This is a genomic window from Tessaracoccus sp. MC1627 (assembly GCF_014164725.1).
GTDB lineage: Bacteria > Actinomycetota > Actinomycetes > Propionibacteriales > Propionibacteriaceae > Arachnia.
In genome coordinates, this window is the sequence record NZ_JACJGA010000002.1 from 20,793 (window position 1) to 35,174 (window position 14,382).

15 protein-coding genes are annotated in these 14,382 nt (G+C 68.4%); 1 reads left to right on the plus strand and 14 read right to left on the minus strand.

Annotation, left to right across the window (positions count from 1 at the left end):
• The 6 genes from H5399_RS05040 to H5399_RS05065 all read right to left on the minus strand — a co-directional run bounded on the left by H5399_RS05040 (position 1) and on the right by H5399_RS05065 (position 7,114).
• Entirely contained in the window at positions 1 to 1,899 is a 1,899-nt protein-coding gene (locus H5399_RS05040; RefSeq protein ID WP_182781960.1) for a fibronectin type III domain-containing protein, read from the minus strand.
• Positions 1,896 to 4,766, minus strand: a complete 2,871-nt coding sequence (locus tag H5399_RS05045; RefSeq protein ID WP_182781961.1) for a phage tail tape measure protein — start codon at positions 4,764 to 4,766, stop codon at positions 1,896 to 1,898. Before H5399_RS05045 ends, H5399_RS05040 begins: the two co-directional genes overlap by 4 nt.
• Before the next feature lie 321 nt (positions 4,767 to 5,087).
• Complete coding sequence (locus H5399_RS05050) at positions 5,088 to 5,483, minus strand: hypothetical protein (protein WP_182781962.1); 396 nt, start codon at positions 5,481 to 5,483, stop codon at positions 5,088 to 5,090.
• Between the two features lies 1 nt (position 5,484).
• On the minus strand, positions 5,485 to 6,255 hold the full coding sequence (locus H5399_RS05055) for a phage tail tube protein (RefSeq protein ID WP_182781963.1): 771 nt from the start codon (positions 6,253 to 6,255) through the stop codon (positions 5,485 to 5,487).
• Positions 6,256 to 6,338: 83 nt separating this feature from the next.
• Positions 6,339 to 6,797, minus strand: a complete 459-nt coding sequence (locus H5399_RS05060; RefSeq protein WP_182781964.1) for a minor capsid protein — start codon at positions 6,795 to 6,797, stop codon at positions 6,339 to 6,341.
• A complete protein-coding gene (locus tag H5399_RS05065) occupies positions 6,794 to 7,114 on the minus strand; it encodes an HK97 gp10 family phage protein (RefSeq protein WP_182781965.1) in 321 nt (106 codons plus the stop codon). Before H5399_RS05065 ends, H5399_RS05060 begins: the two co-directional genes overlap by 4 nt.
• A gap of 23 nt (positions 7,115 to 7,137) precedes the next feature.
• On the opposite strand from H5399_RS05065, the gene H5399_RS05070 reads away from it, so the two are divergent.
• On the plus strand, positions 7,138 to 7,779 hold the full coding sequence (locus tag H5399_RS05070) for a hypothetical protein (protein WP_182781966.1): 642 nt from the start codon (positions 7,138 to 7,140) through the stop codon (positions 7,777 to 7,779).
• Positions 7,780 to 7,786: 7 nt separating this feature from the next.
• Here the strand turns inward: H5399_RS05070 and H5399_RS05075 are convergent, their stop codons facing one another.
• Genes H5399_RS05075 through H5399_RS05110 form a run of 8 tightly spaced genes read right to left on the minus strand, consistent with a single transcriptional unit; the run spans position 7,787 to position 14,377 of the window.
• A complete protein-coding gene (locus tag H5399_RS05075; protein WP_182781967.1) occupies positions 7,787 to 8,110 on the minus strand; it encodes a hypothetical protein in 324 nt (107 codons plus the stop codon).
• Positions 8,107 to 8,463, minus strand: a complete 357-nt coding sequence (locus H5399_RS05080) for a hypothetical protein (RefSeq protein ID WP_182781968.1) — start codon at positions 8,461 to 8,463, stop codon at positions 8,107 to 8,109. Before H5399_RS05080 ends, H5399_RS05075 begins: the two co-directional genes overlap by 4 nt.
• A 15-nt stretch (positions 8,464 to 8,478) precedes the next feature.
• The gene (locus H5399_RS05085) at positions 8,479 to 8,772 is read right to left on the minus strand and encodes a hypothetical protein (RefSeq protein WP_182781969.1); all 294 of its coding nucleotides are present in this window, start codon (positions 8,770 to 8,772) and stop codon (positions 8,479 to 8,481) included.
• Positions 8,772 to 9,719, minus strand: a complete 948-nt coding sequence (locus H5399_RS05090) for a hypothetical protein (RefSeq protein WP_182781970.1) — start codon at positions 9,717 to 9,719, stop codon at positions 8,772 to 8,774. Before H5399_RS05090 ends, H5399_RS05085 begins: the two co-directional genes overlap by 1 nt.
• Positions 9,720 to 9,730: 11 nt before the next feature.
• On the minus strand, positions 9,731 to 10,120 hold the full coding sequence (locus H5399_RS05095; protein WP_182781971.1) for a capsid cement protein: 390 nt from the start codon (positions 10,118 to 10,120) through the stop codon (positions 9,731 to 9,733).
• A gap of 3 nt (positions 10,121 to 10,123) precedes the next feature.
• Positions 10,124 to 11,383, minus strand: a complete 1,260-nt coding sequence (locus tag H5399_RS05100) for a head maturation protease, ClpP-related (RefSeq protein WP_182781972.1) — start codon at positions 11,381 to 11,383, stop codon at positions 10,124 to 10,126.
• Positions 11,380 to 12,777: a DUF935 family protein gene (locus H5399_RS05105; protein ID WP_182781973.1), complete on the minus strand. Its 1,398-nt coding sequence runs from the start codon at positions 12,775 to 12,777 to the stop codon at positions 11,380 to 11,382. The genes H5399_RS05100 and H5399_RS05105 overlap by 4 nt, the downstream gene beginning before the upstream one ends.
• Positions 12,778 to 12,787: 10 nt before the next feature.
• Positions 12,788 to 14,377 (minus strand): terminase large subunit, encoded by a 1,590-nt coding sequence (locus H5399_RS05110; RefSeq protein WP_220490855.1) that lies wholly within the window; start codon positions 14,375 to 14,377, stop codon positions 12,788 to 12,790.
• Between the last annotated feature and the right edge of the window lie 5 nt (positions 14,378 to 14,382).

Consider the following 14,382-nt stretch of genomic DNA (forward strand, 5'->3'; position numbering starts at 1 on the left):
TCAGAGTCCGAAGGGGGTGGTGCCGAACGGGGACAGGCCGAAGAAGCCGTGCGGCACATACAGGGAGCGGGTACCGGACGCGGCCCACTCAGTCGAGACGACGGCGCCGGCCGGCAGGTCGGCGTCGGACTCGAACGACGGGTTGACGGCCAGGTTCGTGACCGTCGCTCCTGCCCGGAGGCGGGTCGAGGTGGACTCGTGCGGGGTGCCGGTCCAGGCGGACACGTCGCCCTCCGGGTTGGTGGCTGCGAGCTGCACGGTGCCGTTCGGCTCGTCCCACACGGCCGTGAGCAGGGGGCGGGTCGGGCGGGCGAACTCGACGGTGACCGTCGCCTCGTCCGGGGCGGAGGTGAGGCCGGAGCCGGACGTCGCCCACACCTTCGCCGAGTACGCGATGCCGTTGTCCAGCGCCCTGCTGAACGTGATGAGGTTGGCGGCTCCCGTGCCGGTCAGGGTTTCGACGAGCTGCCCGTCGCGGTACAGCTCGCCGCGCCAGCCGACCATCGGGGCGCCCTGCGGGTCGGAGTAGGCGACCGTGGCGGTGAACCTGTTCGACGGGATGGTCGTCCCGTTCGTCGGGTCGGTGATCGCCAGCGCGGGCGGCTGCGCCACCTGGAACGTGGCCACCGCCGACCACGGCGACCAGTCGGCGTGCTCGCCCTTCGTGCGGGCCCGCCACTCGACGCCACCCACCGGCCACTCGCCGACCAGGAGGGTGAGCTCCTGGTCGGCGCCGGTGACCGTCTCCAGGGTCCAGCTACCGCCGGCGGGGCGGTGCTCCACCTCGGCGAACGTTTGGGCGGTGGTGTCGACCGAGTTGTGGCGCCAACGCAGCGCGACAGCGTCCTGCGACGACACGGCGCCCTGCGGCCCGAGGGGGGTGGGTGCCTGCGGGGCGGTGAGCAGCTGCAACGGGCTCGACGCGGCGCTATACCCGTACAGGTCGCCGATGCCGAGACTGGGGTTGCTGCGCGACGACACCACACCGATCCGGTGCACCAGCGCCGGGTTGAGGGTTCCGGCGGCAACCGTCCGGCTCGTCGCGTCCTTCGAGAACGCGGTGTGACCGGTGATCCACGCCCACGCCGACCACGTGGCACCGCCATCGCTCGACGACTGGTAGCGCAAGTCCTGGTGGGTGGCGTCGCGGGCGTTGATCGTCCACGAGACCGTCGCGTCGGCTCCCACTCGGGCCACCTGCACGCCCGTCGCGGCGGCCGGGGTGGTCCACACCGCCGGGAAGTAGACCCAGGCGGAGGCGCCGGCCGCGTTCACGGCCCGGATCCGCCACTCCAACTGGTCGTTGGGGTGGTTGCCGTTGTCGACGTAGGCGCGGGCCGAGCCGGTCACCGAAGCCTGCGGGTCGTACCGGTTGTCGGACAGCTGCCACTTCTGGATCTCAAACGAGGCGACCGGCCGGTCTGTCGTCGGCGATGCCGACCAGGCCAGGTCGTGGCGGGTGTCGGACACGCGCGCCACGCTCACGCCAGTCGGGGCGTTCGGGGCCGTGATCACCCGGGACGGAATCGTGACGGTCGCCGACACGCTGGCCGTGTTCGAGGCGCCCACGTAGTCGACTCCGCGCAGTGAGAACGCCACCGACTTGGACTGCGCCGAGCTGCCCAGTGCCACCGCGACCGAGAACGAGTGAATCTGCTGCGAGCCATCGGTCGCCACATTGATGGACTTCGACCCGGAGCCGGAACCCAGCAGCGTCCCCGACCAGGCGAACACGTTGTTCGTGTCGTAGAACGAGTAGCGGGCCTCCACTCGCACCGTGCCCGTCACGGTCACGCTCGTCTGGCCCAGCGTCGGCGTCGGGACCGTGTAGTCCAGCCGCAGCCGCATTCGGGCCGTGGTCGTCGAGTTCGGAACCCAGGCGCCGTAGAGCGTTGTCATCGAGGCCCTCCAGCCAGTTCAGCGTGATGGTCGATGTTCGACAGGAACGCCTCGAAGTGGTTCCACGAGCGGAACGCGTCCTTGGGGACCGTCACGTTGTAATGCCGGTTGACGACGGTGCCGGTGCCACCGCTGGGCAGTGCGCCGACGATGCCGCCGCCGGCCATGGCCATGCCGCCGAAGCGTCGTATCGTCTCCAGCAGGATCGCCAGCGACCGGGCCGACCCGTCCAGCGGGATGTACGCCTCAGGGACGTCGCCACGGTCACCCACCACCCGCCAAGAGTTCGGCGGCACCATCTGCGCGATCGGCTGCATCGGGTTGAGCCCGCGGATACCCCCGGCGGCCATGAAATCCAGAACACCGCCAGTGGCGTTGTAGACGTTGTACCCGGATCCGGAGACGGCGCGCTGTGCGGCCTGCTGCACCGACTGCACGCGGGCGTAGACGGTCGCAGTCCTCGCCCGCGCAAGGTAGTTCAGCTCACGCTCGGCACCGGACACGTCCCCCGAGTCCAGCAGTGCGCGAATCTTCGACTGCTTCTCCGCCGGCAGCTTGTCGATCGCCGCCTTCATGTCGTCGATGTACTGCTTCGAGGACGTCGCGCCCGGCGCGGAGACAGCCGTCGACTTGCTGCCCGGCACCTCCGCGTAGGTGTTGATCAGGTCGCGGGCTTGGTCCTCGGTGAAGCCCATCTGCACGAGCTGGTCCACGATCGCGTCCGTCGCCACCGCGTACCGGTCCGCCAGGGCGCCCTGACCCTCACCGGCCGCAGCAGCCGCAGCCAGCTCATTATCCAGCGCCGTGATCGTCTCAACGATCTGCCCGTGGAGCACCTTCCCCGAGTCGGAGGCCTGCAGGTTCCCCTCTTCCAGCCCCTCCATGCTCAGCTTGGAGCCGTCAGCCGCGACACCCAGCCCGGCGACCGCCGAAGCGGTCAGCTTCGCCGCGTCATGCACGAATCCCAGTGCCACCTGCGCGTCGGCGAAGCCGTTGAACTTTTCGCGCATCCCTTCGAGCTTCTCGTTGGCCTTATCCGTGGTGTCGCCGAAGCCGCGCATCCCGTCGGCCAGCTCGGTCATCCCCGAGGTGTCTGCGAGCCCGAAGGTCTGCCACTCGATCACGGCGGCGAGCCCCTCCAGCATGTCCGCGAGCGGTCCCGACACGAAGTCGCCAATCCCGGTGTTCGCCGCGACGGCGAAGTCGATGGCGCCGTTCACCAGATCCTGGAAGAACTGCAGCAGTGGGCCGCGGTTCGAGCTGATCCACTCGGCCGCCTCGCTCAGCGGCTCCGAGAATGCGGCGGCAAGGGCGCCCTTGATCCCGTCGGCGGCAACCTCGATGTTGCGCTTGGCTTCCTCCATCTTGGTCGCGTCGTTGTCGGCAAGGGTGTCGAACATCGTTCTCGCCGCGCCCGCGACGCCGTCGAGCTGGTCGACAGCGTTCGTGAGATCCAAGGCTCCAAGTGCCCCGGCCGTGTCTTCCCATTTGGTGCCGAAGATGTCGATCCCTGCGGCGTTGCGAGCTAGGGGGTCCTCGATTCCTCGGAGTCCGTCGAGGATCTGGTCGAGGCCCTCCCTTGCATGGGGTCCGCCTGCGGCGATCTTCGCGGCGGTCTCCTCCGCGCTGAGTCCCATAGCGTCAAACGCGGCCCTGGTGTCGTCCGACATGTCCGTGGTCAGGTTGCGCAGTTCGAGGAGTCCATCCGCGATCACGTCGCTGTTGCGCGCACCGGCTTTAAGCCCTTGGTTCAGCAGGCCAAGCGCCTCGCTGCCACTGATGCCCAGCGAAGCGAAGACGCTGCCGTACTCGTTGAACGTGTCGAGGAGATCCTCGCCCAGGTTCACGCCCTCGCGCTGGCCTGCCGCGAGCACATCGAACGCTTCATCGGCTGACTTCACGAGCCCGGTGCGGAGCATCGTGGTGACAGCACGGGCTACCGGGAGCACGTCCTCACCCAGGACGTCCGCGATACCGGCCAGGCCCTGGATCACCAGCTCCGCCGAGCGCCGCGAATCCTCGGGCTGGATCAGGTCGAACTGGAGCGCCAGTCGCGCCGTGTCCATGTTCGCCTCGATCGACTCGCCGAACACGCTGGCGTACGCCTCAGCGGCGGCGTCGGCCATGCGTGCCGCCTGCGCCGGGTCCAGCCCTGTGAGTGCCTGCAGTCGGTCGCGGCCCAGCTCCACGTTGAGCCCATCCTGCACGGCCCCGACGATGGCCTTGCCGATCGCCACGCCCGCCAGGATGATGCCGCCCGCAACGGGGATCGCGGTGAGCGCATCCTCAAGGCTGCTGCCGATATCGCCACCGACGACCTGGCCGACCCGCTCGCCGACGCCACGGGTCGCGCCGTCCAGGTTGGACACCAGCCCGGAGCCCGCCTGCTTGCCCGCCTCGCGGCCCTCGGTCTTCGCCGTGTCGGTCAGCTGCTTCAGCTCGGCCTGAGCCTTCGCCGTGTCAGCGTCGACCTCCATCTTCGACTTCGCCGATACCAGGGCGTCCCGCTGCCGCTCGGCGCGCTCCAACGCCTTCTCGGCGCGGGTGATGTCGGCGGTGACCTCAAGGTCCGTCTCCACGGAGCGCAGGTAGTCCAGTCGCTCCTGGGTGCGGGTCAGATTCTTCTCGGCGCGCTCAATGTTCGCGTCCACTGTGGCGACAGTCTTGGCCGAGACGATCTTCTTCGCCTCAGCCTCAACGCGCCCCATGCCGGCCAGGGCGTCCTTGACGTCGCCGTCGACCTTCTGCTTGACCGGCTTGTCCTCGATCTTCTTCGCCTTGGCCGCAGTGTCCTTGACCGCCCTGTCGACGGCGGAGGTGTCGGTGGTGAACAGAACTTCGAGCTCGGTGACTATGGACTTGCTCATCGGGTCACCTCCTAGTGAGAGCGGCCCGCAGGTGACCGTGAGGACGTTCAAGCAGGGCGAAGATCATGGTCCGCACACCCGGCCACGGACGGGCCAGGATCGCCGGGTCATACAGGTCGACGCCGTACACCTCGGCCATCTCGGCCACCACGATCCGCCAATGGGCGGCGATCGCAGACAGCGAGCCGTCGATGGTCGGCGCCTTGATGACCGGAGTCGGGACCTCGGGTCGAAGCTCCGCGGGGACTGGGCGGTAGTCAGAGAACCAGCCGTCCGCATCAGGGGTGCCAATGCCGTACGGCGCCCAATCCTCCGCGGTCTCTAGCCTTTTGGGCCCTGCTTCTCACCGCCGGACAAGCCCTCGGTGGACCACAGGAGCCGCGCCAGGTTCGTGGCGTACTCGCGGCCGCGCGCCCAATAGAAGACGGCGTAGTAGGCCATTCTGTCGATGCTGGCCTGCGGCACGTCGTCGGCCACCATCTGCTCGTACACGTCCCGACCGAGGCCGGGGTGGTTGTCGCCGATGGAGTCCAGGACTTCCTGCACCTCCGGCGGCACCGGGCCAGGAACCCAGCCCAACGCCACCTCGCCGCGAATCGCAGCGGCCAGGATCTGCCGACCGGCGGCGACGCTCGGGGGCTGCACCACGTAGGTGCGACCCCCGAACGTCAACTCCAGACCGGGGGCCGCCCACTCCGCGAAGTCGACGGCACCCATGTCAGGCCCGCGTGTACGGGAAGGCGTTCGAGGTGCCCTCCGGCGTGACAACCGTCACGTCGACCGAGCCGGCCGAGCCGGCGGGCAGGGTCGCGACGATGGTCGCGCCGTTGATGACCGCGAACTCCGTCGCAGCAGTCACGCCGAACGTCACCGAGGTGGCGCCCAGGAAGCCGGAACCGGTGATCGTCACCATGTCGCCCACACCAGCAGCGGGGCCGTCGACCGACGCGACACCCGTGATCACAGGGGCCGTGGCGTCCCAGCCGGCGAACGGGTTGGTGATCGTCTGCGGACGCCCACGGCCGGTCAGCGTGACCGAGAAGGACTCGATCTCCGCATTGCCGGAGTTCTGGCGAGTGACCTCGACAGTCACCAGGGCCGAGCCGGCGTCGTCCGGGTTCGGTGCGCCCACATCGGGCTTGTGGTACCAGCGCACCTCGAGCACGGCAGTGTTGCCGGTGCCCCTCGCCGCGGCCATCAGTGCCTCGACCTCAGGGAGGTAGGCGCCTGTGGTCAGCGAGCGGTTGCCCTGCACTGTGAACGAGGCCGCGAAGCCGCGTGCGGTGACCTCCTCGGAGGGGGCGCCGCGGTCGTCGTAGGTCGCCACGTCCTGCGTGGTGGCCGGGAAGGAAGGAGTCCAGCCCGAGATGCGGCGCACGGGCTGCCACGACGGCGAGCCAGTGGTGCCGAGGTTGACATCGAGGCCGTACTCGAAGGACTTGCCCAGCGACGTGGAGGCCGGGACGGGGACGTAAGGGTGGTCGCTCATGGGGAAACCTCCAGGTTGTCGAGCGTGATTTCGCGGAGCACGCGGAAGTGCGGCCCGGGACGGTGGAGTGCTAGGCCGGGCGCCTAGACCCCGAAGGGGTCGATGCCGAATGCGCCGATGGCGAACCCGAGCACGGCCTCCAGGTTGTCGAGCTGAATCGTGTAGTTCTCTGAGCGTTCTTCGCGCCCGTTTCCGTCGGCCCCGAGCGGCCCGAAGGAAGTTCGTTGGATGTGGTTGATGCCACCGGTGCGCATCCGCCCCTGCATCATCAGGAACGCCAGGGACGCGAGCTTGTCGGCGGAGTCAGGCTGGTTGCGGGCGCCGCGAATCAGGAGCTGCACGCTGCGCGTCGGCCCGTAGACCTCCACGTCGTCGGTGCCGCCGTAGACGCGCACACCCACAGCCGTGTCAGGGGCATCCGGGATGGGCCCGTAGAACACGCCCACGCGATCAGCGGGGTACGTGCCCGTCTCGGACCAGGACCAGCCGGGCAGTTCGCCCAGCAGCCCACAGATGGCGATGGTCAGGTCTCGGTCGTTCACTTCAGCCTCACCCTCACGCCGTCGGCGATCTTCTGCTTGGCGCCCGACTGCTCGACAGCCGCCTCCAGATACTTCGCCTGCCCGCCGTTGGGGTGCTTGAAGTCGAGGCGCTCATGCTGGATCCACGCGTAGCGCCCTTTGAACACGACCGACACGGACTTGAAGTCGGTCTCGACCTTGCCGGAGCGGCGAAGCTTGCCGGACTCCTTCGGGGCCAGGGACTTCGCGACTCGGAGGACCTCCTTGGCGGTCTCCACCATTGCGGCCTGCGCCGCCTGCTCGATCTGCGTCAGCTTCGCGTCGTACACCTTGACCATCAGGCCCCCGATACGCTGGATGAATGAAACTTCGATCTGTCGGCATCGCCGCCGCGCTCCTGCTGTCCGGATGCGCAGCCGGGAATGGCTCGGCGGCAGATGGCGCCCCGAGCGCCACGGTCAAGGTGACGACCACTGCTCCCGTCGCGACACAGACGGACTCACCGGAGCCTGCGATGGTGGCCATCCCTGACGTCGCGGGGATGGCCGCCTTTGACGCAGGCAGGGAATTGAACGAGCTCGGCTTCGACGTCTCGTATGCAATCGGTGGAGAGCTACGCGACCCGTCGTGGACACTGACGGCGGCGAACACCGATCCCGCAGCCGGGAGCACCGCCCCGAGTGGCTCGCGCGTCCGCCTCGAGATGATCGCCGAAGATCCGATCAGTCACGAGATCGAGCTTGATGGACAGCGGGCGATGATCTGGATCAGCGAGCCCCTCACGATTCAACAGGCTTGGATCCTCAGCGCCGAACTGGCCTCCCAGCCCCTTGTTGACGGCGGCTACTTCATCGAAATCAACTGCATCGACGGCACGACCGACAGCGCGTACAACAGGCAGGCGAACGGAAGGCTGGCGGTCGGGGAGAAGGGCGGGGAGGCCCTCGGGCTCAACCCCGGCGTCTACGTCGTTGAGTTGCGTGAAGGCGCGACCTGCCCTTAGTGGGGGCCTACTCCAGCGACAACAGGAGGTAGGCGTCGAGCGGCGGGTCGTTGGGGTTGATCGCCGCCGACAGGACCCTTGCCTCGCGCTCCTGAGGCAGCCCGGGCCACACCGTCACCAGCGACCCGACAGGGACGTGCTCGGGAAGCGGCAGGCTGACCTGAGACGACGACACCACCTCGGCGCCGGACGCGTCGCGCACCAACTCCTGCCTGTCGAGCACCTCAGCGGCCAGGGTCCGGGGCGCACCGAAGCCGCCGCCGAGTCCGCCGCTGGGCAGAAGGTCGCGCACCGTAACGGTGTGCGGGTACCAGAAGGTGCCCCAGCTCACGACGACTCCGGCCAGATCGCGGCCACCAGCCCTGAGGTCGGGAAGCTCCCGACAGGGGCAGCGGCAGCCGACGGCGAGATGCCACACAGGGCACGCAGCGCCGACCGGTCGTTGGCCGTGAACACGTCGCCGACATCACGAAAGGACACGCTGGTGCCGTTACGCGACTGCTGCGACACCCGCGACATGCCAGTGCCCGGCAGCTCACCGGCGACCCTGCGAAGGATCGCCACCGCCTTCGCGCGGGGCAGGTTGTCCAGCGAGTCGAGACAGGGGGCGACGGTCGCGGCGTACGCCAGGACCACGAGACCAGTGTCGTAGCTGTCGCTGATCTCATCAGGTTCGATGTCCACGTCGCCCCCTCTCTGCTACTTCGCGGCAGGCTTGGGGGCCTGCGGCTTGACGGGCTTGACCGGCTCGGCCTCGACCGTGGGCGCGTCCGGGTCGACCCCGGCAGCGCCCTCGACGAACTCGGCGCCATCCTGGATCACCGGCAGCTCGACGGGGACCTCCACGACCAGCCCCCGCTTGACTAGCCGGGCAGACTCGGCCGCCTCGACCTCGGCGGGCAGGAGCGAGCCGCGGTAGATGTACACCTCGCGACGTGGCCCCGGAACGCGGGCCACAGCCACAGCCGCGACCACGCGGAACCGGGCGGGCATCAGAGGCCCGTGTCGTCGATGATGACGCCGGCGAGCGGCTCCAGCACGACGGGGACGGTGACGCGACGGGCCCGCAGATCGTACGAGTCCTTCAACTCGTCACGGATCGACTTGACCTGCACGCCGTCGAGGCCGGTGTAGCCGGGGCTCGCCAGCGCCTCATCCGCCATGCCGCCCAGCTGCTCGCGGTCCACCAGCATCGGATCGGTGAACGGCACGTGGGCCGAGGTGGCCCAGGTGAGGCCCAGGTAGTCCGGAATCACGCCGGTCAGGATCGCGTTCTGCTGCTCACGCGGCACGAGGCCACCCGTGATCAGCTTCCCGGCCACCTTGGCGAACTGGGTGGGCTTCAGGACGACCGTGTTGTAGTCGAACACCTGCGACCCGTTGAGCTCCTCGGCCTTCGCCTTGACCGCCAGGACGCCCTCGATGATCGCGTCATCGGTGGACCACGCGCCAGTGTTGACGTTGTGGGTGCCGGTGGTGGTCACGGAGATGGTCTGGGTGATCTTCGATGCGATGACCGCCAGGGCCACGGCGTCGACGTCGCGGATGTTGCCGTTGGCGAGCTTCCGCAGCGCCTTCTCCACCGGCGTGAAGCCGAGACGGGAGATCGCCTCATCGGTCACCGGGGTGTCGAGGCCCCACTTGACGGTCTTGGCCGCGGCGAGCTCGCCGGAGGTCAGGACGGTACGCGGGTACTCGCCGCCCGGGGCCACGGCCTCGGCGGAGTCAGCGGGCATGATCTCCTCGCCGGTCTCGTACAGGATCGCCCCGCCGACCGCCTGGAAGCGACCGGCCAACAGGAAGTCCGCGATGAACTTCTGGGTGAGGATGTCCAGCAGTCGCCGGCGCAGGAGCGTCGGGGTCTTCAGGAGGTGGTGGATCTCCACCGTGGTCATGTCAGCGCCGATGACCGGCGCGGAAGGGGGGTACGTGAAGCTCATGGTTCCTTCTCTCAGCGATCCAGTGCGACGAGCACGGGGACGTTGGTGCCGCCAGTCAGGGCAACCCCGACGATGGCGCGGGTGTTGGTGACATCGGCAGCGGTGGGGGTGGTCACCGCGGCCAGCGCGGACACCTTGCCGTCGGTGGCAGCGACCACCAGGGCGCCGGCAGCGATCGCGCCGGAAGCCTCAATTCCCTGGATGCCGCCGCGGAGGATGAGGACCTTCTCGCCGATCGCGGCGTCGGTGGCCGCAGCCCCGAGCCATGCGGACGAGTTGGCGGTGGCCGGGGACACCTCGTTGTCGCCGGTGACCATGACCAGACGGCCAGCGGTGACCGCGGCCTCGGCGGTCAGGGTGATGGCCGCCCCGGGGGTGAACTTGTGGACGTGCTGAGCCATGGCTCAGGCCTCCTTCCGCGTGGAGCCCCACGCCTTGGTGTACAGGACCTCGTCGGACGTCTCCACGTCGTCGGAGTGGCCGATCTCGGCCAGCGGGACGGTGTTCGGGGCCAGCGACGCGAGCACGGGAGCCATGCCCTCTTCGTCGGCCTTGAGTGCAGCGACCCAGTGCTCGCGTCGGGCGGGCGGGATCCGGCCGTCGGCGATCGCGGCCTCGACCAGTGCGGCGCGGGTCGCGTCGGCCTGCTCGGTGCGGATCGCGCGCAGCTCGTCGAGCTCGGAGCGCATCGTGTTCAGCATGGCGGCCTCGATGGCCACCACGCCCTCGGGGAGCGCCGCCACGGGGGCGGGCGGGGCGTCGGCCTGCTCGGCGAGAGCCTCGTCGAGGGCGGCCAGAACGGCATCCTCAGAGGTTCCGGCATCGGAGATCCCGAGCCGTTCGCGGAGCCCAGCCATGAAGGAGTCGGACATCGCGTCCTGCCTTTCGGTTGGTTGACCCGGCTCGGAAGTCGCCGGGGGAACATGGAGCGCGGCCACAGCGGGCAGCGCAGGAGCCGGGGCGGCCAGGCGCCCCGCGTAGGTGAATCGGGACAAGTCGTGCGCGGCGGCCTTCGTGTCAGCGGAGCCGTCCCACTCGTCAGCAACGCCCGCCAGGACGGCCTCCTCGGCCGTGTACCAGGTCTCGGCGCGCATCACGTCGCGCCACTGTGCACGGGTGCCACCAGCGCGCTTCGCGTAGGCGTCGGCGTAGGAGTCGGACAGCTTGTCCAGCAGGTCCGCCGTCTCGCGCATCGTCTGCGCGTTGCCCCAGGCCATGCCGCTGGTGTCGTGAATCATCATCTGCGCCGAGCGGTTCATGGTGATGTGATCGCCAGCCATGCAGATCAGCGACGCAGCCGATGCCGCGATGCCGTCGACGGTGACCTGCACGCGGGCGCGGTGACGCCGAAGCGCGTTCATGATCGCCACCCCGTCCCACGCGTTACCGCCGGGAGAGTTGACGAACAGGTTGATCGTGTCCACGTCGAGCCCGGCCACCTGTGCAGTGAAGTCCTTCGCGGACGTGCCCCAGTAGCCGATCTCGTCGTAGATGTACACGTCGGCCGCGGACTCGGCGGTGCCGTCGGCCTTGGCCTCGATGCGGTACCAGTTGGGCGCGGCAGGCTCGCCGACCGCGGCAAGGATGCCGGCGGCTCGGGCCTGTGCGCGCGGGTGCGACGGGATATAGGTCTCGCCCTCACGCTCGGGGGTCAGGTTGGTCATTCGCCCTCCTTGGGGCTTCCGGGCCCGAGGGCCGCACCGGCTCGGCGCACCAGGTCGCGCGCCTCGTCCTTGTCGATCACGGGGCCTACGCCGAGGTAGACCTTCTGCACCGTCTCGGCCGCGAACCGTGCGCGATCGGCGTCCGACACCTCATCGGGCTCGGCTTCCTCCGCGTCCTTGTCCTTGACTGGCAGCTTGTATCGCTGGCGCAGGTACTCCTCGAGCGAGCGATCAGGGATGACCACGTGCGCATCCACGAGCAGTTTGATCGCCTCGGCGGTTGCCGGACTTGACGCACCGATCTCGTCGAACACAAGCCGCGGAGCTGGCTCGGACTCGCCCCAGTTGAGGTCAACCAGGTCGTCGATGACGTGCTGTTGTGTTACGTCGGCCAGATGCAGCGCCGAGGCCTGCAGCGACGACGCGAAGAAGTCTGCGAACGTCGAGCCGAGGGCCCATGAGCCTGTCTCGGTGCCGAGGTTCAGGAAGTGCGCCAGGACGGCGCGCGCGATCTGCTCGTCGTAGTAGCGAATCGGGCCATCAGTGTCCGGGAGTTTCCCGGAGACGCCCATCAGCTCCAGCTTCGCCCCGGCGGGAATCGACACGCCCGCGTTCTCGCCGGCCCGTAGCCCCTTCGCCAGCTTCAAGCCCTCGTCGCGCTGCGCAGCGTGCCATGCCTCGACCTCAGCCGTGGTCATCTCAACGCCCTCAGGCAGCGGCGCACCGGTGTAGACCGGGATGCCCAGACCATTGCGCTCAACCGTCAGCGCCTGTGCCCGCATCATCCGGTCCTTCAGCAGCCAGCTCTTGTAGCCCGCGCGCAACAGCGACTGTCCAACCCAGTTACCGCCCTCGCGGTCGCGGGTATACACAACCAGGTGCTCAACCGGGATAGGCTTCTTGGCGCCGTGCTGCTTGACATGGACGAGTCCGCCATCCTTGGCGACCTTCCACTCCGAGATTGTGCGATGCGGGCGCCACGCGAGCTTCTTAAGCCGCCAGAGCCCGTCTTCAATCTCGCCGACCTGCTCAAACACCGAATGCCCGAACACGTCCTCAAGCTGCGCCAGGCGTAGATGCTCCTGCCACGAGAAGCGACCCCGGCGACGATTCGCCGACGGCACGGGCGCCTCGCCACGGATCGGCAGGTCAAGGTCCCGGGAGGTTACCTCCACCACTTCGCGGCGGCATCCCGTCGCGTCCAAAGCCCAGTTCGCGCGGCGTACAGGGAGTGACACCGCCAACAGTGTCGACTTCACCTGCGCATCCAGTCGCATCTGGCCGTACACGTCCAGCGACTGCGGCCAGCGCAGCGCCGGGTTCGCCTCAGCCGTGTCCGTGGACATGGTGCCCCACGAAAGGAGGTCTTCAACTTGGTAGCCAATTTCCGGCATCCCGACCTCCTTAGAATTGCATCTCTGCGAGGTTCGGCTCGCCCCGCATGTAGTCACTCGGCCCCACGTCGTCCAGCACCGCGGCCTTCGGCGGCGCCGGGGCTTCCTTCTTCGGCGGCGGCTGCAGCACCTCAAGCGCGTACAGCGCCCACGTCTCGGCGCACAGGCCGGCGATGTCCACTGGTGTCGACTTCTCGCGGGACCAGATTTGATTCTCGGCGTACTTCATCGTCAGGCCGCCCTCGACGGCCAGGTCCACGTCGGGCTGCTCGGTGATGACCAAAGCCTTGTCGCGTACCCGGTCATGGATCCGGCCCGTAGCGATCGCGCACATCGAGCCGTCAAGCTCGTGAACAATCAGGCCGGCCTTCTTCAACGGCTTGACCAGCTCGGCCGCGGGGCAGCCCTTGACCTGTACGGCCACCTCGCGGTGCCCTGACTTGTCGGCCAACTCCTTAACGAAGTCGACCGCCCAGATGATGCCCGGGCGCTTCGTGCGCACCGTCACCAGCGGGAGCCCCGAGTCCGTCACGACCGCGGCGGACACCCACGTCGTCGAGCGGTCGTGCGACGTGTCCACGCCCCAGACCGTGCGGGCGCCCTTCGGGATCACCAGATCGCCAGGGGCAACCTGCAGCGCCTTCCATTCGGACGGCTCAATGTGCGGCTCGATGCCCTGCGTCACCCACTGGCACAGGACCTCGATGCGCTCCACGGACTTGTTCTTCGCCTCGGCCGCGGTCTGCATCAGGCCCTCGATCGTCATCCCCGGCAGGTAGCCGGCCGACGGGTTGGCCTGCGCGAAAGCGTTGGGATCGTCCAGCGTCGCATCAGGCGGGGCTGACCACTCGGCCACGAACCATTGCGCCTCAGGCTTGTCGACCGACTCGTGCGCGATGTCGCGCACGTCGCGGAGCACCACCGAGCGGTGCGTGCCGGCGTTGCTGAATGCCAATAGCAGCGAGTCGAACATGGCCGTCGCCGACTTCTCGATCGCCGACCAGCCCTCATAGTCGTACTGCTCGCGCAGCTCGTCCAGCAGTAGCCGCGCCGATGAGTAGCCACGGGCCCCGTCGAAGGTTCGCGGGCGGTACACGGCGCCCTCGTGGGTCACCAGTTCCGTCTCGCCGTTCGACGTACGCGGCATCCGGGTAGCGCCCTGCAGCAGCGGCACACGGTCGTGCGCGATACCGATACGCGGATCGTCCGGACCGCCCCAGCGGCGGACCTGAGTCCACGGCTTCATGGCGATGTCCAGCTTCTGAGCGGCACCCACCACCACGAAGTCGCGGGGCTGCACCAGCTCGGGCCAGCGCACCGAGTCGACGTACAGGAAGAACGCCGCCAGGATCGCGGCCATCAACGTCTTGCCGTTCTGGCGAGCGACGATGACCAGTGCCTTGCGGAACCTCAGCGCGCCGTTGAGCTTGAGCTCGAGGAGGTGGATCAGTAACCACTTCTCCCACGGCAGGAGGTGGACCCTCAGCACGTTCTCAGCAAACGCGATGCACTCGAAGCCGCGCGAGGTCTCCGGCGTCAACTCGCGGAGAGGCTTGGTGAATATCCGGGGCTCGGTGAACCCGTGCGTGATCTTCAACACGCGCT

What these genes read in the sequence shown, in the direction of transcription:
- H5399_RS05085 (WP_182781969.1), bottom strand. Translation starts at nt 8,772, where the DNA reads ATGCCCGCCCGGTTCCGCGTGGTCGCGGCTGTGGCTGTGGCCCGCGTT.
- H5399_RS05045 (WP_182781961.1), bottom strand. Translation starts at nt 4,766, where the DNA reads ATGAGCAAGTCCATAGTCACCGAGCTCGAAGTTCTGTTCACCACCGAC.
- H5399_RS05050 (WP_182781962.1), bottom strand. Translation starts at nt 5,483, where the DNA reads ATGGGTGCCGTCGACTTCGCGGAGTGGGCGGCCCCCGGTCTGGAGTTG.
- H5399_RS05090 (WP_182781970.1), bottom strand. Translation starts at nt 9,719, where the DNA reads ATGAGCTTCACGTACCCCCCTTCCGCGCCGGTCATCGGCGCTGACATG.
- H5399_RS05040 (WP_182781960.1), bottom strand. Translation starts at nt 1,899, where the DNA reads ATGACAACGCTCTACGGCGCCTGGGTTCCGAACTCGACGACCACGGCC.
- H5399_RS05100 (WP_182781972.1), bottom strand. Translation starts at nt 11,383, where the DNA reads ATGACCAACCTGACCCCCGAGCGTGAGGGCGAGACCTATATCCCGTCG.
- H5399_RS05105 (WP_182781973.1), bottom strand. Translation starts at nt 12,777, where the DNA reads ATGCCGGAAATTGGCTACCAAGTTGAAGACCTCCTTTCGTGGGGCACC.
- H5399_RS05095 (WP_182781971.1), bottom strand. Translation starts at nt 10,120, where the DNA reads ATGGCTCAGCACGTCCACAAGTTCACCCCCGGGGCGGCCATCACCCTG.
- H5399_RS05070 (WP_182781966.1), top strand. Translation starts at nt 7,138, where the DNA reads ATGAAACTTCGATCTGTCGGCATCGCCGCCGCGCTCCTGCTGTCCGGA.
- H5399_RS05065 (WP_182781965.1), bottom strand. Translation starts at nt 7,114, where the DNA reads ATGGTCAAGGTGTACGACGCGAAGCTGACGCAGATCGAGCAGGCGGCG.
- H5399_RS05055 (WP_182781963.1), bottom strand. Translation starts at nt 6,255, where the DNA reads ATGAGCGACCACCCTTACGTCCCCGTCCCGGCCTCCACGTCGCTGGGC.